This is a genomic window from Halomonas saccharevitans, from assembly GCF_900116405.1.
GTDB lineage: Bacteria > Pseudomonadota > Gammaproteobacteria > Pseudomonadales > Halomonadaceae > Halomonas > Halomonas saccharevitans.
In genome coordinates, this window is record NZ_FPAQ01000033.1 from 1 (window position 1) to 24,435 (window position 24,435).

A 24,435-nucleotide genomic window follows, 5' to 3' on the forward strand; every position below is an offset into this window, starting at 1 on the left:
CAGAGGCTGCCCCGCGAAGCGCTGGCTCAGCTGGCGGATCAGCGTGTCGATGGCCGTGGGCTCATTGGCGATCTCACCACGAAACTCCGGCTCATGCCGTCCCGCCTCGGCGATGGATACCGCAATGCTGGCCTTATGCACATCCAGCCCGATATAGGCGGCATGGACGTCGCTGGCGGCGCTGAGCCGCTCGGCGGCAGTGCGCTCCACAACGACCTGCTGAGTTGCGTTAGACTGTGTCATGACCTGCCTCCCTCAATAGTGGCTCTGTGTTGTTGCCCAACCTCAACGTAACCCACGACGTTGAGGAGGGGCAGGTCAATCCATCATGTCTACGCCAGGGGTGAGGAGCATTGCTCCGAACGGGCTGGCCAGGGATGGCCAGCACCGGACCTGCAAGCGAAGTGGGACACGAGAGCGCAGCAGGGCGTCGGTAGCGCCCAGGGACGGGTTTACAGCGCCTCCTCGATGGTCCGACACTTCGGGCCCTGTCGCCGGCACAGCCTCGAGCAGAGATAGCTACCAGAGGAGGTTGTCATGGCCGGCCATAGCAAATGGTCCAACATCAAGCACCGCAAGGCGGCCCAGGACGCCAAGCGGGGCAAGGTCTTCAACAAGCTGATCCGCGAGCTCACGGTCGCCGCCCGCCAGGGCGGGGGCGAGCCCGAGGATAACCCGCGCCTGCGCGCCGCCATCGACAAGGCGCTGGCCAGCAACATGCCCAAGGACACCGTCCAGCGGGCGGTGGATCGCGGCGCCGGCAACACCGATGGCGATGATATGGAAGAGGTCGTCTACGAGGGCTACGGCCCCGAGGGCGTCGCGGTGCTGGTCGAGGCGATGACCGATAATCGCAACCGGACTGTCTCCGAGGTGCGACATGCCTTCAACAAGCACGGCGGTAACCTCGGCACTTCCGGATCGGTGGCCTTCCTGTTTCACAAGCAGGGCCGCCTGACACTGCCGGAAGGCGTCTCGGAGGAGACCGCCATGGAGGCCACGCTCGCCGCCGAGCCCGAGGAGATCGAGACCCTCGAGGACGGCCGGCTCGAGGTGGTGACCACCCCGGAGCGCTTCGGTGCGGTCAAGGACGCCCTGGTCGAGGCGGCTATTGCCCCCGAGGCCAGCGACGTCGGGCTGTTCCCGGACGTTTACACCCGCATCGACGATGTTGACCTGGGACGACGCATCGTTGCGCTGGTCGATTGGCTCGAGGATCTGGACGATGTGCAGAATGTTTACACCAATGCGGACTTCGACGATGCCATCATGGACGAGCTTCAGGAGTGAGAGCGGCCATCGACGCGCGCTCGGTTCGACGCACATGCTGACGGCCATGACGCACTCATCAGCCGCAGCAGTCGCGCCATGTTGATACTGGGCATCGATCCCGGCTCGCGGATCACCGGCTATGGGGTGCTGGACGTTTCCACCCCCACGCCGCGCTACGTGGCCAGCGGCTGCATCCGCATCCAGGCCGACGACCTGGCTCAGCGGCTGGCCCAGGTCTACGCCGGGATCAGCGAGCTGATTGCCGTGCACGTCCCCGGCGAATTCGCCATCGAGCAGGTGTTCATGTCGAAGAATGCCGACTCCGCCCTCAAGCTCGGCCAGGCCCGGGGCTCGGCGATCGTCTGCGCCGCCAACCACGGCCTACCGGTCAGCGAGTACGGCCCGCGACAGATCAAGCAGGCCGTCACCGGCGGTGGCGCCGCCGACAAGGCCCAGGTGCAGCACATGGTGACGGCGATCCTCGGGCTCTCGGCCACCCCCCAGGCCGATGCCGCCGACGCTCTGGCCATCGCCCTGACACATGCCCATGCGCGGCTGGGGCTGCTCAACAAGGGCAGCTTCGGCGGCCATCGCAGCCGCCGCAAGGCGAACACCTGGCGGGATTTTCGCCCCTGAGCGAGTCGCCAGAGAGCGACGCCCGTGCCTTGTCGAACGCTGTTCTCGCGGGCTGGCACGGCGCCCGGGCAAACAGTATAGTGGCCCGGTGACGGCCCCCGGGCCGCCCAGGACTCCAACCCTAAGGGACAGCACATTTCCATGATCGGACGCCTGCGAGGCACCCTGCTCGAGAAACAGCCCCCCTGGATGGTGGTGGACGTGGCCGGCGTTGGCTACGAACTGGAAGCCTCCATGACCACCCTGGTGGCCATGCCCGGCACCGGTGAGCCGGTATCACTCTATACCCATCTGACCATCCGCGATGACGCCCACCTGCTCTATGGCTTCGCCCGCGAGCAGGAGCGCGCGCTGTTCCGCGCCCTGATCAAGGTCAACGGCATCGGCCCGAAGCTCGCCCTCGGCATCCTCTCCGGCATGGACGAGGAGGCCTTCATTCGCTGCGTGATGGACGATGACGCCAAGGCGCTGACGCGCCTGCCGGGGGTCGGCAAGAAGACCGCCGAGCGGCTGATCATCGAGATGCGCGACCGCTTCCCCCACTGGCAGCAGCCCGGCGAGCTGGCCGTGGGCCTGGAGGGCACACCAGGCACCGCGCCGGCCGCCGCGGCGGATCCCGTCGCCGACGCCGAGGCGGCGCTGGTCAGCCTGGGCTACAAGCCTGCCGAGGCCGCCCGCATGCTGGTCGGCCTCGAGGAGGCCGAGTCCACCGAGGCCATGATCAAGGCGGCGCTGAGCCGTCGCCTGGCGGGGTGAGCCGATGCCCACGTCGTTTCTCCACCTGACACCGGATGGCCGCCATGCTCGAGAGTGACCGCCTGATCGCCGCTGACGCCCGGGAGGGCGAAGGCGAGGGCAGCGCCGACCACGCCATCCGCCCCAAGCGCCTGGCCGACTACATCGGCCAGCCCCGGGTGCGCGAGCAGCTCGACATCTTCATCAGCGCCGCCCGCGGTCGCGAGGAGAGCCTCGACCATACCCTGGTGTTCGGCCCGCCGGGGCTTGGCAAGACGACGCTCGCCAACATCATCGCCGCCGAGATGGGCGTGGGACTCAAGTCGACCTCGGGGCCGGTGCTTGAGCGGGCCGGCGATCTCGCCGCCATGCTCACCAACCTGCAGCCCGGCGACGTGCTGTTCATCGATGAGATTCATCGCCTCTCGCCGGTGGTCGAAGAGATCCTCTATCCCGCCATGGAAGACTTCCAGCTCGATATCGTCATCGGCGAGGGGCCGGCGGCGCGCTCGATCAAGCTCGACCTGCCGCCCTTCACCCTGGTGGGAGCGACCACCCGGGCGGGCCTGCTGACCTCGCCGCTGCGCGACCGCTTCGGCATCGTGCAGCGCCTGGAGTTCTACAGCATCGACGAGCTGACCGAGATCGTCGCCCGCTCGTCGCACCTGCTGGGCGTCGAGAGCGATCGCGAGGGTGCCCGGGAGGTCGCGAGGAGGTCTCGCGGCACCCCACGCATCGCCAACCGGCTGCTGCGTCGCGTGCGCGACTTCGCCCAGGTGCGCGCCGAGGGGCGGGTCGATGCCGAGATCGCCGACCTGGCACTGAACATGCTGCACGTCGATCACCATGGCCTCGATCACATGGACCGTCGCCTGCTGCTGGCGATGATCGAGAAGTTCGACGGTGGCCCGGTGGGCATCGACTCCCTGGCCGCGGCCATCGGCGAGGAGCGCGACACCATCGAGGACGTGATCGAACCCTACCTGATCCAGCAAGGCCTGATGATGCGCACCGCCCGGGGACGGGTGGTGACCCGCCAGGCCTGGGCCCATTTCGACCTGGCGCCCCACGAACGGTCGCCCGAGTAGCGCTCCTTTCTTTCCCATTCCTGACCGACCAAGACCGACGAGGATGCCCGTGAACGACTCCCTGTCCATTCCCCACCTGATCATGAACGCCAGCGGCGTGGTGCAGGCGGTGATGCTGATCCTGATGATTGGCTCGCTGCTCTCCTGGGTGGTGATCTTCCAGCGCACCTTCGTGATGCGCCGGGCCCGCAAGGCGCACCGTCGCTTCGAGGACCGCTTCTGGTCCGGCGTCGACCTCAACGAGCTCTACCGCGAGACGCCGGCCGAGCAGGAGACCCAGGGCGCCGAGCACGTCTTCCGCTCGGGCTTTCGCGAGTTCAACCGCCTGATGGCCAAGACGCGCAGCCCCCAGGCGATCCTCGAGGGCGTCCAGCGCAGCATGCGGGTGGCCTGGTCCCGCGAGGAGGACCGCCTCAACCTGCACCTGGTTTTCCTGGCCACCGTCGCCTCGGCGAGCCCCTATATCGGGCTGTTCGGTACCGTCTGGGGCATCATGGGCTCCTTCCAGTCGCTCTCCCTGGCCCAGCAGGCCACGCTTGCCACCGTGGCACCCTGGATCGCCGAGGCGCTGATCGCTACCGCCATGGGCCTGTTCGCCGCCATTCCCGCGGTGATCTTCTACAACCGTCTCTCGGCCGAGTCCGGCCGCCTGCTGGGCAAGTACGAGGACTTCGCCGAGGAGTTCCACTCCATCCTGCACCGCAACCTGCAGGGCCGGACCGACGCCGGCGCTGACTGAGGGAGAGGCGATCATGCAGGGACCCTTCAATCGAAGCGGGCGCCGCCGCCCCATGGGCGAGATCAACGTCGTGCCGTTCATCGACGTCATGCTGGTGCTGCTGGTGATCTTCATGATCACCGCCCCCATGCTCACCCAGGGCGTGCAGGTCGAGCTGCCGCAGGTCACCTCCGAGCCCATCGAGGAGACCGAGGATCGCGACCCTATCGTCGTCTCGGTGGACAAGGACGGCCAGTACTTCATCTCGCTGGGCGGCGACGAGTCGCCGGTCAGCCTGGACGAGGTCAGCGAGCGTGTGATCATCCTGCTCGACCGCCAGCCGGGCACCCCGGTGATGGTACGCGGCGATCGCAATGTGCCCTACGGCCAGGTGGTGACCCTGATGAGCACCCTGCAGACGGCCGGGGTGAGCAACGTCGGGCTGATCTCCGAACCGCCCCCCGGGGATCGTTGAGGAGCGCCCATGGCCAGACAAGACCGACGCGTGGGCTATGGCCTGCCGCTGCTGCTCGCCATCGGGCTGCACCTGGCGATACTGGTGGCCAGCGTGCTGCGCTTTCCCGACGAGGAGGTCGCGCCGCCGAGCACCAGCATCGTCCAGGCGACTCTGGTGAGCACCGAGACCACCACCGACCAGGCCCAGCGCGCCGAAGAGGCACGGGCCCGGGCCGACGCTCGCCAGGCCGAGGAGGAAGAAGAAGCCGCACGCGCCGAACAGGAGGCGGCTCGCCAGGCCGAGGAAGTGGAAGAGGAGGCCGCCCGCCAGGCAGAGGCCGAAGCCGAAGCACAGCGCCAGGCTGAAGCGGAGGCTCGCGAGGCCGCCCGCCGCGAGGCGGAAGAGGAAGCCGCACGCCGCGCCGCCAAGGCGGAGGAGCAAGCCCGCGAACGCGAGGCCCAGGCCGAGCGTCGCCGCCAGGCCGAGGCGGAAGCCGAACGCATACGCCAGGCTGAGGCAGAGGCCGAACGAAAGCGCGAGGCCGAGGCGGAGGCCGAACGACAGCGTCAGGCCGAGGCGGAGGCCGAACGACAGCGTCAGGCCGATGCGGAGGCCGAACGAAAGCGCGAGGCCGAACGAAAGCGCGAGGCCGAGGCGGAGGCCGAACGAAAGCGCCAGGCCGAGGCGGAGGCCGAGCGCAAGCGCCAGGCCGAGGCGGAAGCCGAACGAAAGCGTCAGGCCGAGGAGGCCGCGCGGCGCGCCGCCGAGGCGGCCAGCCAGGGACTGGATCGTGCCATCGAGGGCGAGAGCGACAATGTCGCCAACGCCCGCCAGGCGACCGAGGCCGCCAACAGCTTCATCACCCTGGTACGCCGCGCGGTGGAGCAGGCCTGGGTGATTCCGCCCAATGTCCCGGCCGGCGCCGCAGCCCAGGTCACGGTGCGGCTGGGGCCGTCGGGGGAGCTGTTCGCCGCCTCCATCGGTCAGAGCAGTGGTGACGGGGCCTTCGATCGTTCCGCGATTCAGGCCGTGGAGGCCGCCGCCCCCTTCGCCGAGCTTCGCCAGTTGCCGACAGCGGTGCAACGCGACTACCGTCAATTCAATCTGCGATTCAGACCGGGGGATATCCGCTGATGAAGATTCTGAAGACTACCTGGCTTGCCGCCATGCTGATGCTGTTCACCAGCCTGGCCCAGGCCGACCTGACCATCGAGATCACCCGGGGCAGCGACCGGGCCACGCCCATCGCCGTGGTGCCGCTGGCCGACGGCGACGACCTGCCCCAGGACATCGCGCAGATCGTCGCCGATGATCTCGAGCGCAGCGGCTACTTCGAGCCCCTCGAGCGCAGCGCCATGTTCGCGCGCCCCGCCTCAAGCGAGGAGGTCAGCTACGGCGAGTGGAGCGCCCTGGACGTCCGCTACCTGGTAGTGGGACGGGTCAGCCGCGAGGGTGAGAACGTCCGGATCGGCTACGAGCTGCTCGACGTCAGCGGCGGCAGTCGGATGCTCGGCGAGACCGTGACCGCCGGGCGCCAGGGGCTTCGCGACGCTGCCCACTACATCAGCGACCAGATCTTCGAGGAGATCACCGACATTCGCGGCGCCTTCTCGACCCGCATCGCCTACGTGACCTCCACGGGCCTGGGCGATCGCACCCAGTATGCGCTGCACGTGGCCGACGCCGACGGCCGCAACAGCCAGCAGATCCTGGCCTCCGATGAGCCGATCATGTCGCCGGCCTGGTCCCCGGACGCCGGCAAGCTGGCCTACGTCTCCTTCGAGACCGGACGCCCGGCCATCTACCTCCAGGACATCGCCTCCGGCAAGCGCGTGCGGGCCACCTCCTTCGAGGGCCTGAACAGCGCCCCGACCTGGTCCCCCGACGGCCGGCGCCTGGCGATGTCGCTCTCCAAGGACGGCCAGCCCGACATCTACGTGATGGACATCGGCTCGCGCAATATCGAGCGGATCACCACCGACTCCAGCATCGAGACCGAGCCCGCCTGGTCGCCGGACGGCCGGAGCCTGGTGTTCACCTCGGATCGCAGCGGTGGCCCCCAGATCTATCGCCTCGAGCTCGGCAGCGGCAAGGCCGAGCGCATCACCTTCACCGGCAGCTACAACGCCCGGGCCCGCTTCGCCCCGGACGGCGAGGCGATCTTTTTGATCCACCGCGGCAGCAACGGCTATCAGGTCGCTCGCCAGGACCTGGAGAGCGGCCGCCTGGTGGCACTGACCGACTCGCGGCAGGACGAATCACCCAGTGTCGCGCCCAACGGCACCATGGTAATCTTCGCCACCCAGCAGGGCGGCAACGGCGTGCTGGGCGGCGTGTCCGCCGACGGACGCGCCTCCTTCCGGCTGCCGGCAGCACAGGGTGATGTCCGCGAACCCGCGTGGTCCCCGTTTCTGAACTGATGTCCCCCAAAAGGAGTTTCACGATGCAGCTCAAGTCCCACGCCAGAACCCTGGCCATCGCTCTTTCCCTGGCCGTCGTGGCCGGTTGTTCCAGCACGGGCGGCAGCCAGGACGGCGACATGGACGGCGGCCTCGCCGGCGGCGACCGCGGCGGCGTCACCACCGGTACCACCGATGGTCGCGGCGTCAACGGCGACCGGGCCGGTCAGATGACCGACGCGGACGGCCGTATCCCGGCGACCCGCACCATCTACTTCGAGTACGACAGCGACACCATCCGCAGCGAGTTCGAGCCGGTGCTGACCGCCCACGCACGCTTCCTGCGCGCCAACCCCAGCGCCACCGTGATCCTGCAGGGCCACACCGACGAGCGCGGTACCCGCGAGTACAACCTGGCGCTGGGCGAGCGCCGTGCCGGCTCCGTCGAGCGCTACCTCAACGTGCAGGGCGTCTCCCCCTCCCAGATCGAGGTGGTCAGCTACGGCGAGGAGCGGCCGGCCGCGCGCGGCGCCAACGAGCAGGCCTACGCCCAGAACCGTCGGGTGGTCTTCGCCTACTGAGCCGGGCCCACACGACGAGGGAGAACGTCATGAGACACGGTCTGAAGAGACTGTGCGGCGCGGGAGCCCTGGTGCTCCCGCTGACCGTCGCGGCGCCGGCTCTGGCGCAGCAGCCGGTGGTCGAGGACCTTACCGAGAGCAACCGGGGAGGGGGCTTCTACAGCCAGACAGCGACGCGCGAGGAGGCCGGGGGCAGCCTGGTGATCTTCAACCAGGTGCAGAAGCACCAGGAAGAGATCCGCCAGCTGCGCGGGCAGGTGGAGGAGCTTCGCCATCAGCTCGAACAGCTGCGCCGCCAGACTCGCCAGCAGTACCTGGACATCGAGGATCGCCTGATGGCGGCAAGCAGCGGCGTCGATCAGGCCACGGCGCCCGTGGACGAGCAGAGCGCCCGCGAGGTGGCCAAGAGCCCTTCGCCGAGCGGCGACGATGCCGATACCCAGCAGGCCTATCAGGCCGCCTTCGCGCACGTCCAGGCCCGCGAGTTCGGCGAGGCGATTGCCGCCTTCGAGGCCTTCGTCGGCCAGCATCCCGACAGCCGCCTGACCGCCAACGCCTACTACTGGCTGGGCGAGCTGCACTCGGCCGAGTCCAACCTCGAGGAGGCCGAGACGGCCTTCCAGCGCGTCCTCGATGACTTCCCGGAGAGCAGCAAGGTGCCGGACGCGCTCTACAAGCTGGGCCTGCTCGAGGCGCGCCGCGGACAACCGGAAGAGAGTCGAGCCCTGCTCGAGCGGGTGCGCGAGGAGCATCCCGACAGCAGCGCCGCCGGACTGGCCGATGACTTCCTGCGCCAGGCGGGCAACTGAGGATCGAGGAACCGACATGACCTGCAAGATCGACTACCAGCCCGCGGCCGACCTGCTCGACGGCCGCATCATCCTGGTCACCGGGGCCGGCGACGGCATCGGTCGCGCCGCGGCGCTGGCCTTTGCCGGTCACGGCGCCACCGTGATCCTGCTCGGGCGTACCATCGCCAAGCTCGAGAAGGTCTACGACGAGATCGAGGCCGCCGGCGGCCCCCAGCCGGCGATCTTCCCCCTCAATCTCGAGGGCGCCGTGCTCAAGGACTACCACGACATGGCCGAGACCCTGGACAAGGAGTTCGGTCGCCTGGATGGCATCCTGCACAACGCCGGCATGCTCGGCCGCATCACCCCCTTCGAGCAGTACAATCCCGAGCTCTGGGAACAGGTGATGCAGGTCAACATCAACGGGCCGATCTGGATGACCCAGGCGCTCTTGCCGCTGCTCAAGAGCTCGCCGGACGCCTCGGTGGTATTCACCTCGTCCAGCGTGGGCCGCCGCGGCCGGGCCTACTGGGGCGCCTACTCGGTCTCCAAGTTCGCCACCGAGGGCTTCGTCCAGGTACTGGCCGACGAGGTCGAGCACCTGGGCACGCTGCGCGTCAACAGCCTCAATCCCGGCGCCACGCGCACCGCCATGCGCAAGGCCGCCTATCCTGGCGAGGACGCCCAGGCCCTGCGCACCCCCGAGGCGATCATGCCTACCTATCTGTGGCTGATGGGCCCTGAGAGCCGGGGTCACAACGGCGAGCCGTTCGACGCCCAGCCGCCCAAGGGTTCCTGAGGGGGCCACCCTAACGGCAGGGTCTGAACAGCGAGGCTGCATAAAGAAGCCCTCACGCCTTGAACGGCATGAGGGCTTCATGGCTTCTGGGGAGCGTGGGTCGTGCTAGCCTTCTGGCTCTCCCTCCAGCAACGCGGCGACCAGCGCCTCGGCGGTCTCGAACCAGAGATCGGCCGGCCAGCGGCGATAGTCGTCCTCTTCCTCGATATAGCCGTAGCCCACCGCCACGGCGGCCATGCCCGCCGCTCGAGCCGCCTGCATGTCGCGCAGGTGATCGCCGATGTACCAGCAGTCCGCTGGGGGCGCGCTCAGGCGTCGCGCCGCCTCGTGCAGCGGTGCGGGATCGGGCTTCTTGACCGGCAGGTCGTCGGCGCAGAGCAGCACCCCGGGCGCGAGCCCGAGAGCCTCGACCAGGGGAGCGGCGTAGGCGCGGGGCTTGTTGGTGACGATGCCCCAGCGTCCCTCATTTGCGCTCCAGACGTCCAGCAGTCGGTCCAGCGGCGGAAAGACGCGGCTCTCCTCGGCCACCGACTGGCCGTAGGCCTCGAGCAGGAAGGTACGGGCCGCGTCATGGCCCGGGGCCTGCTTCTCGAGGCCCAGCGCCAGGGTCACCAGGGCGCTGCCGCCGTTGGAGACCTGGGCGCGGATCAGCGCATAGGGCAGGGCGGGCAGGCCGTGATGGTCGCGCAGGGCATTGGTGGCCCGCGCCAGGTCCGGCGCGGTATCCACCAGGGTACCGTCCAGGTCGAAGAGCAGGGCCTCGGGCCGCGACGGAGGCATCAGCTCACCTCCCGCCGGCAGTGCATCAGGTAGTTGACCGAGACATCGCGCTCCGAGAGGGAGAAGTGGCGGGTGAGCGGATGGTAGACCAGGCCGTTCTGCTCGCGCACCGTCAGGCCCGCCTCGCGGCACCAGCCGGCCAGCTCCGACGGGCGGATGAAGCGGCTGTAGTCATGGGTGCCGCGAGGCAGCATGCGCATCACGTACTCGGCGCCGACCACCGCCAGGGCATAGGCCTTGGGCGTGCGATTCAGGGTCGAGAAGAACACCTGGCCGCCGGGCTTTACCAGGGACGCGCAAGCGCGCACCACCGAGGCCGGGTCGGGCACGTGCTCGAGCATCTCCAGGCAGGTGACCACCTCGAACTCGCCGGGGTGTGCCTCTGCCATCGCCTCGGCGCTGATATGGCGGTAGTCGACGCTGACGCCCTGATCCCGGGCATGCAGGCGAGCCACGGCCAGCGGCGCCTCGCCCAAATCGATGCCGGTGACCTCGGCGCCCCTGTGGGCCATGGCCTCGGCGAGGATGCCGCCGCCGCAACCGACGTCCAGCACGCGCCGTCCGGCCAGCCCCGACCGGGCATCGATGAAGTCCAGCCGCAGGGGATTGATATCGTGGAGCGGCTTGAACTCGCCGTGCGGATCCCACCAGCGGTCGGCCAGGGCCTCGAACTTGGCGATCTCTGCCTGATCGACGTTGCCCGCTTGCGGGTGGCTTGCACTCATCTGCTCTCTCCCTGGTATCGCCCACCCGACACGCTGTCAGGCCGGCCTGGGTTCGGTATCATGCTCATTGTACCCGCTCCCCGGAGGGCATTCCCACGCTTTCCGGCGGGCCACCCCCAACCGTGACAGGGACCGTACCATGATCCACAAGGCCGTTCTTCCCGTTGCCGGATTCGGCACGCGCTGTCTCCCGGCCTCCAAGGCCATTCCCAAGGAGATGATCACCATCGTCGATCGACCGGTGATCCAGTATGTCGTCCAGGAGGCCGTGGCCGCGGGAATTCGCGATATCGTGCTGGTCACCCATGGCACCAAGAGCGCCATCGAGAACCACTTCGACAAGCACTTCGAGCTCGAGGCGAGCCTCGAGGCCAAGGGCAAGACCGAGCTGCTCGAGGAGCTGCGCTCCATCGTGCCCGCTGACGTCAACATCATCAGCGTGCGCCAGCCCGAGCCGCTGGGCCTCGGCCACGCCGTGCTCTGCGCCCGCCCGGTGGTGGGCGATGACGAGCCCTTCGCGGTGCTCCTGCCCGACGTGCTGGTGGACGGCGAGGGCCTGGTGCGCAACGACCTGGCCGGCATGATCGCCTCCTTCGAGGCCACCGGGCACAGCCAGCTGATGGTCGAGGAGGTGCCCCACGAGCTGGTCCACAAGTACGGCATCGTCGATACCGGCGGCGAGCTGCCGGGGCCCGGCGAGTCGCGGCCGATCGCGGGGGTGGTCGAGAAGCCGCCGGTGGACGAGGCACCCTCCGATCTCGCGGTGATCGGACGCTACGTGCTGCCCGGGCGCATCTTCCCCCTGCTCGCCGACACGCCGCCCGGCGCCGGCAACGAGATCCAGTTGACCGACGCCATCGAGACCCTGCGCCGCGAGAAGGGCGTCGACGCCTTTCGCATGCAGGGCAAGACCTACGACTGCGGCCATCAGCTGGGGTATCTGGAGGCAATTCTCGCCTATGGCCGTCGCCATCCCCGCTACGGGAAGGGTTTCTGCGAGCTGCTCTCGCGCTACGCGGACGGGGAGTGAACCGATGCGGGTACTGATCCACGGCAGCGAGCTGGCCGCGGCCACCGCGGCGGCCGCGCTCTCCTGGGTGGGCCACCGCGTGGCCTGGCTGCCCCATGCCTCGGCCGACTGGCCGACTCTGTCACAAAGCCGCTGGCTGTCGGGCGAGCCCGAGCTGATGGGCCGACTCGAGGAAGGCATGACCCACGGCAGCCTGCGGATACTGTCCCAGGATGACCATGACGTCGACGACGAGCCGTTCGATGTGATGTGGCTCGCCGTCTCTCCCGATCAGCGCCGGGACGCCGCCGAGTGCGTCGAGCGACGGATGGCGAGTCTGTGCCCCGGGGCCGTACTGATCAACAACTCCACCTTCCCGGTCGGCGAGACCGAGCAGCTGGAAGCGCGCCTGGCCGGCTGCCGAGCGGTGGCGCTGGCCGACCTGCTCGAGGAGGGGCGTGCCTGGGAGACCTTCACCCGGCCCTCGCGCTGGCTGCTCGGCTGTGACGATGATCGGGCGGGACGCCAGGTGCGAGAACTGCTGCGCGCCTTCAACCGTCGGCGCGAGGTGATCCAGCGCATGCCGCGGCGCGCCGCGGAGCTCACCAAGCTCGCCATCAACGGCATGCTCGCCACCCGCATCAGCTATATGAACGAGATCGCCGGGCTCGCCGACAGCCTGGGCGTGGACGTGGAGCACGTGCGCCAGGGCATGGGCGCCGATTCGCGCATCGGCTACGAATATCTGTATCCCGGCTGTGGCTTCGGCGGCCCCAATTTCTCCCGCGACCTGATGCGCCTGGCCCATGTCCAGTCGGCGAGCGGGCGTCATTCGGCGCTGCTCGATCAGGTGCTCGACATCAACGAGCACAAGAAAGAGACGCTGTTTCGCAAGCTGTGGTCGCACTTCCACGGCCGCCTCGGCGGGCGCAGCGTGGCGATCTGGGGGGCGGCCTTCAAGCCCGGCACGGCGCGCATCGACCAGGCGCCGGTGCTGACGCTGCTGCGGGCCCTCTGGGCTCAGGGCGTCAAGGTGCGCCTGCACGATCCCGCGGCGATTCCGGCGGTGCTCGCCGAGGTCGGCGAGCATCCGCTGCTCGAGGTGTTCGAGGAGGACCCGCTGACGGCCTGCGAGGGCGCCGATGCACTGATGCTGGTCACCGAGTGGAAGGCCTACTGGAACCCCGACTGGCCGCGGCTCACCGACCTGCTTGGCGAGAAACTGCTACTCGATGGTCGCAACATCTATGATCCGGCCCATGTCGCGGCCTGTGGCCTGCACTATCGCGGGATCGGCCGCCGCGCCGACCCGTGATGGAACTTGGCGTCGAGTCCGCCATGAGCGAGTGATCCTGAACGCAACGGCCCCGCCAAAAGGCGGGGCCGTTGTCATTCAGCAGGCGGCGCCGAGGCGCCTAAGCCATGGCCGAAGCTCCTAGGTAATGGGAGCTTTGGCTCAGCTTAAGTGCTGGCTTAGCTGAAGTTCTGGGCGACGAAGTCCCAGTTGAGCACGCTCCAGACGTTCTCGAGGTACTTCGGACGCGCGTTGCGGTAGTCGATGTAGTAGGCATGCTCCCACACGTCGATGGTCAGCAGCGGGGTCTGGCCATGGGCGATGGGGGTATCGGCATTGCTGGTGTTGACGATGTCGACGCCGCCGTCATCGGTCTTGATCAGCCAGGTCCAGCCGGAACCGAAGTTGCCGGCCGCCTGGGCGTTGAAGGTCTCCTTGAACTTCTCGAAGGAGCCGAACTTGGCGTTGATGGCCTCGGCCAGTGCACCGGTCGGCTCGCCGCCGCCGTTGGGAGAGAGGCAGTGCCAGTAGAAGGTGTGGTTCCAGACCTGCGCCGCCTGGTTGAACAGGCCGCCGGAGGAAGACTGGATGATCTCTTCCAGAGACTTGTCCGCCTCGGCGGTGCCTTCAGTCAGCTCATTGAGCTTGTTCACGTAGGTCTGATGATGCTTGCCGTAGTGATACTCGAGGGTCTCGGCCGAGATGTGCGGTTCCAGAGCGTTCTTGTCGTACGGCAGTGCGGGCAGTTCAAATGCCATCGAGTCTCTCCTTGTCGTCAGCGGTGTCGTTACAGCACCCCATGGTGGGCATCGGGACGCCGGGATTCAAGGCTCGCCCGTCGATGTTGACCGGGGGCCGTGCGTTCCGATGACAAAAAACCTTACACTATCAGGACGATGTGTCGGTGCTGTCGCGGCATCATAGCACCCGGCCCGGAGGCCGCCAATTGCGTGTCCCGGGAACCGGCGACCCCGACCAACCACCCCGAGAGAAGGAGTTCGTCATGGCAGAGCACCCGGATGAGCGCCGGCACCCCCGGCCGATCGTGCCGGACCCGGATGCCAGCCTGTCGGCGCCGCGAGCCCGCTATCCGGCTCCCCCGCGAGTCTGGCCGCTGTGGCTGCTGATCCTGCTGCTGCTCGCCGCCGGCGCGGCCCTTACCTGGGCCGGCTGGCAGGAGCGTGCTCGCCTGCAGGCCGAGCTTTCCCGGGTCAGCGGCGAGCTCTCCAACGTGCATGCGCGCTTCGATGCCGAACAGGGCAGGGGAGAGGCGCTCACCGCGCTGCAGTCGCGCCTGGACGAGCTGTCCAACCTGGAGGCCGAGGTCGACGCGGTCCTCGACCGTCGCCTGTCGGAATTCAAGGGCGAACTCGAGACCCAACGCGAGACCGAGCGGGCGCAGCAGATGGTCCCCCTGGAGGAGCGCCTCGAGCGCCAGCAGGCTCGCCTTGCCTCGCTTGAAGAGCAGGCCGCCACCCGCGACGCGACCCTGGCCGCGACCCGCACCTCCCTGGACGCCCTAGAGCGTGCCGGCGAAGAGGGCCGCGCCGCGCTTCTCGAGCGGCTGGCGACTATCGAGCAGGCTCGCGAGACTCAGGCCGCGCGTCGCCAGACCCTGTCCGACGGCGTGCAGGCGCTCCGGGGGCGGATGGAGAACCTGGAAGCACAGCTGACGCAGCTCGGCGGGCAAGTTGAAGCCGTGACCGGATCACGCGATGATGTTCGCCAACGAATGGAAGCGCTGGACAGCGGGCTTCAAGAGATGGCATCCGGGCTGCGTGAGCTGCGACAGTCCCAGCTCGCCCTGAGCGCCCAACTCGAGGCCCTGCGCCAGTGACATCCCCCGGCCAGGGATCGATGCTCATGGACAATCGCGTGTGGACTCGCCTCTCGGCAGCAACGCTGTGTCTTGGCCTGGCGCCCGGCGTTCAGGCCCTCGAGGCGACGGTAGAGGGCATCAAGGGAGAGCTGGCTGAAAACGTGCGCCTCTATCTCGATGAACTCGACGCCGAGCAGTACAGTCCCGAGCGCCTGAAAAGCGAGGTATTGCGGCGCAGCAGCGAGGCCCTCAGGGTCTACGGCTACTATTCGCCCAATATCCGCACACGATTCGATGACCCCGAGGCACCCGAGGAGGTGACGCTCATCGTCGATCCAGGTGCGTCGGTACGTATCGAAGTGCTTGAGCTCTCGGTGACCGGGGACGCCGCCGATGACCCTCCCTTCGTCGACGCCATCGACGACTTCCCTCTCTCCCAGGGGGATCGGCTGCGCCACGCGCCCTTCGACAGCCTGCGCAGCACCCTGGCCAACCTGGCCCTGCAGCGCGGCTACTTCGACTGGGCCTTCACCGATCGACGCATGGAGGTGAGGCCCTATGCCCAGAGCGCCCGGCTCTATCTGGCACTGGACAGCGGCCCGCGCTACCGCTTCGGCGAGGTGACGTTCCAGGGAAACCACATCGAGCCCGAGCGGCTCAAGAACCTGGCGACCTTTGAGCGTGGGGATCCCTACCTGGCAAGCCAGGTAGCTCGGCTCAACGAGCGCCTGGGCCAGACCGAGTGGTTCGCCTCGCTGAGCGTGCGTCCGCGCCTCGATCGCGACCTGGAGCGTCTGGCACTTCCCGCCTCCGAGGCGGGCTGGTGGCAGGCGCTGGATCTCGAAGGCCACGAGCCGACGCCCCCCCCGGCGCGCATCCAGGCCGAGGCGCTGGTCGCGGCCAGCACCCTCCAGCGTCCCGCCGAGGCGCCGATCGATGTCACGGTGACGCCGGCTGACCGTCACCAGTTCGAGGTCGGCCTGGGCTTTGCCACCGACGTGGGCCCGCGTGTCCGCCTCGCCTGGGATCAGCCCTGGATCAATCGCTACGGTCACGGCCTCGACCACGATCTCTATTTTTCAGGGCCGGAGCAGCGATTTTCGGGACTCTATACGATGCCTCTCGAGAATCCCCTGCGCGACAGCTATCGCCTCCAGTACGGGCTGCGCAACAAGGACAGCGAGGACACCCGTACTCTCGAGAGCACCGTCGAGCTCGCCCGCCGCTGGAAATTCGACAACGACTGGGAACAGTCACTCTACCTGCGGGGCACCTACGAGGACTTCACCCAGGCCGGCGTCTCCAACCAGGTCCTGCTGCTCTATCCCGGCATCAGCTGGACGCGCACGCGTACCCGCAATCCCGCCTTCCCCACCTGGGGAGATCGCCAGCTCCTGGCGTTCGAGTACTCCAACGAGGTCTGGGGGTCGGCGGCGGAGTTCCTGCGGATCACCGGCGACAGCGAATGGATCCGCACGCTGGGCGATGACAATCGTTTCGTCGGCCGGGTCGGGTTCGGCAGCATCACTACCGATGACTTCGCGGACGTCCCGCCGTCGCTGCGCTTCTTCGCCGGCGGCGATCGCAGCATACGCGGCTACTCCTATGAGAGCATCGCCCCCGAGAACCGGGAGGGCGATCTGATCGGCGGCGAGCAGCTGCTGACCGTGGGCCTCGAGGCCCAGCGGCGCGTCGCCGGCAAGTGGTGGCTGGCGACCTTCGTCGACACCGGCGATGCGTTCAACGACTGGTGGCCAAGCGAGCTGAAGACCGGTGCGGGCCTCGGCGTGCGCTGGATCTCGCCGGTCGGCCCCATCCGTTTCGACGTCGCGCACCCCTTCGATATCGAGGATACCTTTCGTATCCACTTCTCCATCGGACCGGAATTCTGAGAGCCAACGTCTTGAGAAAGCGCGCCGTGACCTGGGCCCTGGCCCGTCTGCTGATCCTCCTGCCCCTGTGGCTGATAGGCCTCGTGCTGCTGCTGCTCGGGTTGGCCCTGTCGCCCTGGGGCACCGGCGTACTGCTCGAGCAGGGTGCCAAGCGCGGCTTCTATGAGCTGGGCGGCGTCGAGGGGGCGCCGCTGGATCGCCTGGTGCTCGAGGACCTGCGCCTGGAGGCGGGCCCGGCGCGAATCGCCCTGTCGCGCCTGGAGCTCGCCTGGTCAGAGGACTGCCTGCTCGAGGGACGGCTCTGCATCGAGCGCCTCGCCATGGAGGGCGCCGACATTCGCCTGGCCGAGACGGCACCCGCCGCGGTGGCGGCACCCGAGGAGCCTGCCCCCGCTGGCGAACCACTCGGCCCGATTCAGCTGCCGTTTCCGTTCGAGCTGCGCGAGCTGTCGCTTGACGATGTGGACCTGCGCCTCGCCGACGGCACGCGGCTCGCCTGGGCCTCTTTCACCAGTGCGCTGCGCGCCGAGCAGGGCACCCTGACCCTGCTGCCCACACGGCTCGCCGGCACCCGGCTGACCCTGCCGCTCTCGGCGGGCACGCGACTCGCCCTGAGCGAGGCCGAGCACGCAGGGCCGAGGCTCACCGCCCAGGCCATCGACGCCGCCACCGCCGTGAACTCGCCGCTGCCCGCCGAGGCCGCCGCCGAGCTTAAAGGCGCGGCCAACCTGCCGCTGGCGGAGCAGCCTCGTCGCGTGCTGCCCGAGGTGACCCTCCCCCTGGCGGTGGAGGTGCCGGAGCTGCTGATCGAGGACTTTGCCGTGGAGGGTGCCGTCGAGGCCGGCGTGGAACGCCTGCTGCTGCGCCTGAGCGCCCGGGGCCACGAGATCGCGATCGATCCCCTGACGATTGCAAGCCCCGACGCCGATGCCGAGCTGACGGCAAGGCTGGAGCTGCGTGACGACTATCCCCTCCATGCGCGCCTGGGGGCCGAGCTCTACCTGCCGGAGCGCATGCCGGCGCTGGCCGGCGAGCGCATCGAGCTCGACCTCGCCGGGAGTCTCGCCGAGCTGGAGGTTGATCTGGCCCTGCAGGGCCCCGTCGAGGCGCGGCTGACCGCCCGACTCGATGCCCTCGACCCCACATTGCCCTTCGAGGCCTCGCTTGAAAGCAAGACCCTGCAGTGGCCGCTGCCCGCCGAGGTGCAGACACCGGATCAGCAGACGCCGGCGCAGGAGGGTGCCGGCGACGCGTCGCCCGCCGAGCCGTGGCGGGCCGAGGATCTCTCGCTGCGCCTGGCCGGCAGCCTGATCGACTATCGGACCGAGCTCTCGCTGTCCGCCGCGGGCCCGTCGCTGCCGCCCATGGATCTCACGCTGACCGGCACCGGCAGCCTCGGCCACTTCGCCTGGACGCCGCTGACCGTCAACCAGCAGGGCGGCGTGATCGTCAGCCGCGGCCGAATCGACTGGGAGGAGGGGCTCGGCGCCACGGCCACGCTCTCCCTGGACGGGATCAATCCCGGCAACGTCGTCGAAGGGCTCGAGGGACGGCTGGGCGGCGGCGCCGAGCTGAGCTTCACCCAGGACGACGACGGCTGGCGAGTCGAGGTGCCGTCCCTGGACATACAGGGCGTGCTGGACGATCGGCCGCTCTCCCTCGAGGCGGTTCTCGCCGGCGACAGCGAGATGCGCTGGAAGCTCGACACCCTCGACTTCCGCCAGGGCAGCAATCGCCTCAGCGCCGCGGGGTCGATCAGCCCGTCTTCGCTGGACCTGCGCGGCGAGCTCGCCCTGCCGGCCATGGATAGCCTCTATCCCGGCCTCGACGGCGTCCTGAACGGCGAATTCATCGCCCGGGGCAGCCTCGAGGCGCCTCGGCTCGAGCTGGACCTGACCGGGCGTGAGCTGGCCTTCAACGACAACCGGCTGTCGCGCCTGGATCTCGAGGCCAGCGTCGCCGGCCTCGACGATCCCGAACTCGCCGTGACCCTGGACGCTCGTGATATCGCCGCCGGCGGGCAGCAGATCACCGCGCTGACGCTGGATCTCGACGGACGGCAGACGGCGCATCGACTGCGCCTGGCCATGGACGGCGGCGAGGGCCTGCCGATCTCGCGGCTGGCCCTGACCCTCGAGGGTGGCCTGGACGCCGCACGCGAGCGCTACCGGGGCACCCTGTCCCCGCTGGAGCTCGACAGCGAGTTCGGCGATGTCCGCCTGGCCGAGGCGCTGGCCTTCGAGGCCAATCTGCCCGAGGGGGCGGCCCGGGTGGCCCCGTTCTGCCTGAGTCGCCGCCAGGGCGGTGACGTCTGTCTGGTCGAGCCGCTCGAGGCCTCGGCGGAGGCCGGGCGCGCCGCCCTCGAGATTCGCGACCTGCCCATGGATATGCTCGACAGCCTGATGCCGCCCGGGTGGCGCATCGGCGGCGAGAGCGCCGGCACCCTCTCCGCCGGCTGGTCGGGTGGGGGAAAGCGCTGGCGGCTCGACGCCGACCTCGACAGCCGCGCCGAGGTGACCGGCGAAGACGCCTATGGCCAGCCCTGGGCGGTGCCCGGCACCAGCCTTGACGTAGCGGTGGAGGCAAGCGAAGCGCGGGCGGATCTCGAGCTCGTCGTCGGCCTGGCCGACACCGGGCAGCTGCGCCTGGCGCTGGGCATCATCGATCCGCTGGGCGACGGCGTCCTGGACGGGCAGCTGCGCGTCGACAATCTGCGCCTGGCGCCGTATCGCCCCCTGGTCGCCGGCCTGGAGACTCTCGAGGGCGGCCTGGACGGCGATATCCGCATCGCCGGCAACCAGGAGGCCCCGCGGCTGGACGGCCGACTCGCCCTGAGCGGGCTCCAGGCCGGCGGCCTGGATCTGCCCCTGGAGGTGCAGGACGGCGAGCTAACCATCGATCTGGCCGGCGACCGGGCCGATCTCGACGGCTTCCTGGCCGCCGAAGAGGGCCGCCTCACCATCGACGGCAATGCCCAGTGGCCGGCCGAGGGCGGTTGGCAGGCGGCCATCGACCTGAATGCGGTCGATGATCCCCTGCTGGCGATCCTGCCGAGCTTCGGTCGCCTGCGCCTCGCCCCGGATCTCCGCGTGCGCGCCGATCCCGAGCGACTCCAGGTGCGCGGTACGGTCGATATCCCCTGGGCGAGGCTACAGGTGGGCGAGGTGCCCCAGTCGGCGCAGGCACCCAGCCCCGACGAGGTGATCATCACCGAGCAGGACGATCGGCGCGCCGCCGAAGCCGAGGCGGAGGCTAGGTCGCAGCGCCAGCCCGGCGAATCCACCGCCGAGGCCATGGCCGAGGCCGGCATGGCCACCGACATCCGGATCACCCTGTCACTGGGCCCGGACATGCAGCTCGAGGCCTATGGCCTGGAGTCGGAACTCGAGGGCAACATCGAGGTCCGCCAACAGAACGGTCCGGTCCAGCTGTTCGGTGATGTCAGCCTGGTCGACGGCCGCTTCAAGGCCTACGGCCAGGACCTGATCATCCGCGAGGGGATCATCTTCTTCAGCGGACCGCCGGGGCAGCCGCGGCTCGACTTCGAGGCGATTCGCAACCCGGCCGCCACCGAGGACGACGTGATCGCCGGACTCCGGGTGGGCGGCGAGGCGTCGGCGCCGAGCCTGGAGATCTTCTCGGAGCCGGCGATGAACGAGGGCAGGGCGCTCTCCTATCTGTTGCGTGGGCGCGCGCCCGACAGCAGCGGAGGCACCGACGGCGCCCTGACCTCGGCGCTGATCGGCCTGACGATCGGCCAGACCGGTAACGCTGTCGGGGCCGTCGGCGAGGCCTTCGGCATCGAGGATCTCAGTCTTTCGACCGCCGGTGCCGGTGAGGAAAGTCAGGTGGTGGTCAGCGGTAACCTGACCGACCGGCTGAGCATCGGCTATGGCGTCGGAGTGTTCTCGCCCATCGCTGAGCTCTCCCTGCGCTACCAGCTGTGGCGCAACCTCTACCTCGAGGCGGTGTCCGGCGCCGCCCAGGCGGTGGACTTGATCTATACCTTCAGCCTGCCGGGTGATCCGCCGTCGCCGTGACCGGACCGCCCGTCAGATATGCCAGTGTGCCCGCCGCCCTCGCCCCGTCGAGGGCGGCGGGCGACCACCGACAAGGAGCGAACCGCATGCCACTCCATCCCGTCCATGCGCCCGCCGGGCGCGAGACGCCGCTGCCGATCAGCGCCACCCACCTGGTCAATGGCCACGCCATGCGGCCGCCCTGGCCCGAAGGGATGCAGGAGATCGTACTGGGCCTGGGCTGCTTCTGGGGCGCCGAACGGCTGTTCTGGCAGCTGCCCGGGGTGCACGTTACCGCCGTGGGCTATGCCGGCGGCGTGACCCCGAACCCCACCTACGAGGAGACCTGCAGCGGCCGAACCGGTCATGCTGAGGTCGTGCGAGTCGTCTTCGACCCGCGCGTGGTCGATCTGGATACGCTGCTGCGCGTGTTCTGGGAGGCTCACGACCCGACCCAGGGCAACCGACAGGGCAACGACATCGGCACCCAGTACCGGTCGATCATCCTGAGCACCACCGACGAGCAGCAGAAGGCCGCCGAGCAGAGTCGCGAGGCCTACGGCGAGGCGCTGTCGCAACGCGGCAAGGGTCCCATCACCACCGAGATCGAGCCGCTCACGGCCTTCTACTACGCCGAGGAATACCACCAGCAGTATCTGGAGAAGCATCCCGGCGGCTACTGCGGCCTGAAGGGCACCGGCATCAGCTGTCCGATCGGCTGACACCGGAGGTCGTGGCGCCCTCTCTCAATTCCGTGAGGCGGGTGCTGAGACCGTCTACACGGTCGCTCAGATAGTCGTCGTCGAAATCCGCCTCGGCGCGCAGGCGCGAGGGATCGTGGATGACGATGTGATCGCGGTGCTTCTCGAGCACCCCGTCGCGCTCCAGCGTCGCCAGGGTGCGATTGATATGCACCGGCGTGAGCCCGAGGATCTGGCCGAGCAGGCGCTGGGAGACGGGGAAGGGCATGTAGCCGGGGTCGACGGGCTGGAGCTTGCTCAGGCGCAGGTAGGTCTCCAGTACGAAATGGCTGACCTGCACCCGGGCCGAGCGGTGGAGGGTCACCAGCATGCGCTCGGTGAGCAGCGCCTCCTGTCGTCCGATGGTGGCGAACAGAGACATCGCCAGGGAGGTGGAGGCCGCCACGAGATCCACGATGTGCTGGTGGGTGAAGGTGCTGACGCTGCCCTCGCTGATCATGCGTGCCTCGCTGCCGTGCCGGCGGAAGGTGAACTCCCGCAGGCCGACGATATCGCCCGGCAACAGCAGTTCGATGATCTGGCGTTCTCCGGCACAGGTATCGCGAACGGTGCAGGCCCAGCCGCTCTGCAGGATGAACAGATCCTCGACCCGCGCGCCGAGCGTCCACAGCATCCGATCCTTGCCCACCGGCACGCTGCACCGCTCGAGCTGTGCGAGCAGCCGGCAATCGTCGTCGCTCAGGGCGAAGTAGCGGCTCATGGCGGCCTGGAAGAAGGGGGCGGTGGACATTCACGAACCTCGATAGGGGCGGCGACGGCGGGACGGTGGCAGGCACGAATCTACACCGCCCTGTTCACTATAGCGCCATACCCCACGCCCAATGCCCCGACAATGGCCCCCGACGATGACCTCAGCCGATGCGTCGGCGCCGCCGCCGGCTACGGGCGATGCTGCCAAGCGAGCGGTGGCGGGCCGGCAGCGACTGTCGCGTCTCCTCGAGCAGCCGGCCATGGGCCCGACACTGGGCGATGCAGTCGCCCAGCAGCGCATCCAGACCCGGAATCGCGCCGTCGCGCAGCAGGCGCGTGTAGAAGCGCTCCGTTCGTCGCTCCTCCAGCAGGCTTAGGCCCAGTTCCAGGTGCGCGATGTCGTCATCGACGATAAAGAAGTGCGCCGCACCCCGCCCCCGGCAATCCCCGGCCGCGGGCGCCTGGCAGGGCTGGACGGGACGCCCCCCCGCCAGCGCCTCGACCAGCACCTCGCGCCGATCGCGACTCTCGTCGGCCAGGGCCTCCATCAGCTGGCTGAGGCCGGGGTGATAGGTCAGAAAGCGCAGCGCCCGCCAGCGATACCGTTGCGACTGCCGGCGTTCGTGATCGTCTACCGCCTGCCGCAGCTCCGCGGGCAGCATGGGCGTCAGGCGGGACCGGAAGTCACTGGCATGGCTGGTCGATCCCTGAGACTGGTTCGAGATGTCCATGAGCTCCCCTCCTGTGTGATGAACCGCATGATGAAACTCAGGCGGCGGCCGGCATGGTGACATCGATCGCGGGCGTCGCCATGCAGCCAGACTAGGCATCGCGCCCGGGAAGCGGCGACAACATGGGTTAAGGTCACGACCCTTATTGTCACCGGGCACTACGGCGGGAGAGACATCGGCGGCCGTCAGCGGCGCGCGCGAGGGGCGTGCCAGGCCGTCAGCTGGCGGGCGACGCGCCTGGCGAGCCACGAGGCCGGGCGGCCGTCGCGCCACTCGACGAAGCCGACGTGCCCGCCGTGATGGGCGAGTTCCACCCGGACCGCGGGCGATGGACGGGGGAAGCGTGCGAAGAGCGCCGGCGGCATGAAGGGATCATCGTCGGCGTGCAGCATCAGCATGGGCAGCGTCACATCAGCGAGCAGGGGGCCGGCTGAGGCTCGCCGATAGTAGTCCGCGGCGCCGTCGAAGCCGTGCAGCGGGGCGGTCACGGCATCGTCGTAGGCGCGCAGGCTTGCCAGCGAGGCGAGCTCGCGGGGGCCGAGCGCCAGCGGCAGTTCACCGCGCGCCAGTCGCCCGGCCATCTTCTGCTTGAGCGAGGCGAGCAGATGGCGTTCGTAGAGCCTGGCGACTCCCTGGTTCAGGGTATCGGCACAGGCGGCGAGATCCAGCGGCGCGCTGATGACGATGGCCCCGGCCAGGTCGAGGCACTGGCCACCCGATTCCGCGACCAGCTTGGTCAGCATGTTGCCGCCCAGCGATACCCCGGCGGCGACCTTCAGGGCACGGGGATAGCGCTGCGACAGCTGGTCGATCAGCCAGCGAGCATCGGCGGTATCACCACTGTGATAGGCGCGGGGCAGGCGGTTAGTGTGCTCGCCGCAGCCGCGAAAATGCATCAGCACGGCCCGCCAGCCCAGTCCGGCGGCGGCATTCAGCAGCTCCCGGGCATAGGGGGACTCGATCGAACCCTCGAGCCCGTGGAAGAGCACCAGGATGGGCGCATCGGCCTCGAACGGGGCCGGCTGCGCCCAGGCCAGCTCGACGAAGTCGCCATCGGGCAACTCGAGTATCTCGCCTGCCCACCTAACCGCAGGTCGCGGCAGGCATCGCGGCAGCAGGGTCTGGACGTGACGATTGCCAAGCCCCGGGGGCGCGCGGAAGTCGGCGATATGCCAGGACTCGTCCATGAGGGGCTCCACCAGGGGATTCAGAAAAAGGAAGGGATAGGGGAGATGGCAT

General features: G+C 68.8%; 23 protein-coding genes and 1 pseudogene. 17 read left to right on the forward strand and 7 right to left on the reverse strand.

Features of this window, described 5'->3' with window-relative positions; all coding sequences use genetic code 11:
* Positions 1 to 243: pseudogene (locus BM388_RS13710) on the reverse strand (hypothetical protein); the annotation flags it as partial.
* Positions 244 to 537: 294 nt separating this feature from the next.
* On the opposite strand from BM388_RS13710, the gene BM388_RS13715 reads away from it, so the two are divergent.
* The 11 genes from BM388_RS13715 (at position 538) to BM388_RS13765 (ending at position 9,476) form a co-directional block, all read left to right on the forward strand.
* Positions 538 to 1,290, forward strand: a complete 753-nt coding sequence (locus tag BM388_RS13715; protein WP_089851119.1) for a YebC/PmpR family DNA-binding transcriptional regulator — start codon at positions 538 to 540, stop codon at positions 1,288 to 1,290.
* A 78-nt stretch (positions 1,291 to 1,368) separates the two neighbouring features.
* A complete protein-coding gene (ruvC, locus tag BM388_RS13720; RefSeq protein ID WP_089851121.1) occupies positions 1,369 to 1,908 on the forward strand; it encodes a crossover junction endodeoxyribonuclease RuvC in 540 nt (179 codons plus the stop codon).
* A gap of 141 nt (positions 1,909 to 2,049) precedes the next feature.
* Positions 2,050 to 2,664: a Holliday junction branch migration protein RuvA gene (ruvA, locus tag BM388_RS13725; RefSeq protein WP_089851123.1), complete on the forward strand. Its 615-nt coding sequence runs from the start codon at positions 2,050 to 2,052 to the stop codon at positions 2,662 to 2,664.
* A 44-nt stretch (positions 2,665 to 2,708) separates the two neighbouring features.
* Positions 2,709 to 3,731: a Holliday junction branch migration DNA helicase RuvB gene (gene ruvB / locus BM388_RS13730; protein ID WP_089851125.1), complete on the forward strand. Its 1,023-nt coding sequence runs from the start codon at positions 2,709 to 2,711 to the stop codon at positions 3,729 to 3,731.
* 49 nt (positions 3,732 to 3,780) lie between these two features.
* Complete coding sequence (gene tolQ, locus BM388_RS13735) at positions 3,781 to 4,470, forward strand: protein TolQ (protein ID WP_089851186.1); 690 nt, start codon at positions 3,781 to 3,783, stop codon at positions 4,468 to 4,470.
* Positions 4,471 to 4,483: 13 nt separating this feature from the next.
* Entirely contained in the window at positions 4,484 to 4,924 is a 441-nt protein-coding gene (gene tolR, locus BM388_RS13740; protein WP_089851126.1) for a protein TolR, read from the forward strand.
* A gap of 9 nt (positions 4,925 to 4,933) precedes the next feature.
* Positions 4,934 to 6,040 (forward strand): cell envelope integrity protein TolA, encoded by a 1,107-nt coding sequence (gene tolA / locus BM388_RS13745; protein WP_089851129.1) that lies wholly within the window; start codon positions 4,934 to 4,936, stop codon positions 6,038 to 6,040.
* The gene (gene tolB / locus BM388_RS13750; protein WP_089851131.1) at positions 6,040 to 7,326 is read left to right on the forward strand and encodes a Tol-Pal system beta propeller repeat protein TolB; all 1,287 of its coding nucleotides are present in this window, start codon (positions 6,040 to 6,042) and stop codon (positions 7,324 to 7,326) included. Before tolA ends, tolB begins: the two co-directional genes overlap by 1 nt.
* Before the next feature lie 23 nt (positions 7,327 to 7,349).
* On the forward strand, positions 7,350 to 7,886 hold the full coding sequence (gene pal / locus BM388_RS13755; protein ID WP_089851133.1) for a peptidoglycan-associated lipoprotein Pal: 537 nt from the start codon (positions 7,350 to 7,352) through the stop codon (positions 7,884 to 7,886).
* 29 nt (positions 7,887 to 7,915) lie between these two features.
* The gene (ybgF, locus tag BM388_RS13760; RefSeq protein WP_089851135.1) at positions 7,916 to 8,695 is read left to right on the forward strand and encodes a tol-pal system protein YbgF; all 780 of its coding nucleotides are present in this window, start codon (positions 7,916 to 7,918) and stop codon (positions 8,693 to 8,695) included.
* 16 nt (positions 8,696 to 8,711) lie between these two features.
* On the forward strand, positions 8,712 to 9,476 hold the full coding sequence (locus tag BM388_RS13765; RefSeq protein WP_089851137.1) for a YciK family oxidoreductase: 765 nt from the start codon (positions 8,712 to 8,714) through the stop codon (positions 9,474 to 9,476).
* Positions 9,477 to 9,581: 105 nt separating this feature from the next.
* Here BM388_RS13765 and BM388_RS13770 read toward each other — a convergent pair whose 3' ends face one another.
* Together BM388_RS13770 and ubiG are read right to left on the reverse strand one after the other, a co-directional pair.
* Entirely contained in the window at positions 9,582 to 10,256 is a 675-nt protein-coding gene (locus tag BM388_RS13770; protein WP_089851139.1) for an HAD-IA family hydrolase, read from the reverse strand.
* Positions 10,256 to 10,981 (reverse strand): bifunctional 2-polyprenyl-6-hydroxyphenol methylase/3-demethylubiquinol 3-O-methyltransferase UbiG, encoded by a 726-nt coding sequence (gene ubiG / locus BM388_RS13775; protein WP_089851141.1) that lies wholly within the window; start codon positions 10,979 to 10,981, stop codon positions 10,256 to 10,258. Before ubiG ends, BM388_RS13770 begins: the two co-directional genes overlap by 1 nt.
* A gap of 139 nt (positions 10,982 to 11,120) precedes the next feature.
* Here ubiG and galU point away from each other — a divergent pair, with 139 nt between their 5' ends.
* Together galU and BM388_RS13785 are read left to right on the forward strand one after the other, a co-directional pair.
* Complete coding sequence (gene galU, locus BM388_RS13780) at positions 11,121 to 12,011, forward strand: UTP--glucose-1-phosphate uridylyltransferase GalU (RefSeq protein ID WP_089851143.1); 891 nt, start codon at positions 11,121 to 11,123, stop codon at positions 12,009 to 12,011.
* A 4-nt stretch (positions 12,012 to 12,015) separates the two neighbouring features.
* Complete coding sequence (locus BM388_RS13785) at positions 12,016 to 13,305, forward strand: nucleotide sugar dehydrogenase (protein ID WP_089851144.1); 1,290 nt, start codon at positions 12,016 to 12,018, stop codon at positions 13,303 to 13,305.
* 158 nt (positions 13,306 to 13,463) lie between these two features.
* Here BM388_RS13785 and BM388_RS13790 read toward each other — a convergent pair whose 3' ends face one another.
* Complete coding sequence (locus BM388_RS13790) at positions 13,464 to 14,042, reverse strand: superoxide dismutase (protein WP_089851146.1); 579 nt, start codon at positions 14,040 to 14,042, stop codon at positions 13,464 to 13,466.
* A 245-nt stretch (positions 14,043 to 14,287) separates the two neighbouring features.
* On the opposite strand from BM388_RS13790, the gene BM388_RS13795 reads away from it, so the two are divergent.
* From BM388_RS13795 to msrA, 4 genes are all read left to right on the forward strand, one after another.
* Positions 14,288 to 15,121, forward strand: coding sequence for a hypothetical protein (locus BM388_RS13795; protein ID WP_089851148.1), 834 nt, complete (start codon positions 14,288 to 14,290; stop codon positions 15,119 to 15,121).
* A gap of 26 nt (positions 15,122 to 15,147) precedes the next feature.
* The gene (gene tamA / locus BM388_RS13800) at positions 15,148 to 16,995 is read left to right on the forward strand and encodes an autotransporter assembly complex protein TamA (protein WP_089851151.1); all 1,848 of its coding nucleotides are present in this window, start codon (positions 15,148 to 15,150) and stop codon (positions 16,993 to 16,995) included.
* 11 nt (positions 16,996 to 17,006) lie between these two features.
* Entirely contained in the window at positions 17,007 to 21,035 is a 4,029-nt protein-coding gene (tamB, locus tag BM388_RS13805) for an autotransporter assembly complex protein TamB (RefSeq protein WP_089851153.1), read from the forward strand.
* Between the two features lie 86 nt (positions 21,036 to 21,121).
* Positions 21,122 to 21,736, forward strand: coding sequence for a peptide-methionine (S)-S-oxide reductase MsrA (msrA, locus tag BM388_RS13810; protein WP_089851155.1), 615 nt, complete (start codon positions 21,122 to 21,124; stop codon positions 21,734 to 21,736).
* Here the strand turns inward: msrA and BM388_RS13815 are convergent.
* From BM388_RS13815 to BM388_RS13825, 3 genes are all read right to left on the reverse strand, one after another.
* The gene (locus BM388_RS13815; protein ID WP_089851157.1) at positions 21,717 to 22,505 is read right to left on the reverse strand and encodes a Crp/Fnr family transcriptional regulator; all 789 of its coding nucleotides are present in this window, start codon (positions 22,503 to 22,505) and stop codon (positions 21,717 to 21,719) included. The two genes, msrA and BM388_RS13815, sit on opposite strands and share 20 nt — an antisense overlap.
* Positions 22,506 to 22,626: 121 nt before the next feature.
* A complete protein-coding gene (locus BM388_RS13820; RefSeq protein ID WP_089851159.1) occupies positions 22,627 to 23,196 on the reverse strand; it encodes a hypothetical protein in 570 nt (189 codons plus the stop codon).
* Between the two features lie 185 nt (positions 23,197 to 23,381).
* Positions 23,382 to 24,383 (reverse strand): hydrolase, encoded by a 1,002-nt coding sequence (locus BM388_RS13825; RefSeq protein ID WP_089851161.1) that lies wholly within the window; start codon positions 24,381 to 24,383, stop codon positions 23,382 to 23,384.
* Between the last annotated feature and the right edge of the window lie 52 nt (positions 24,384 to 24,435).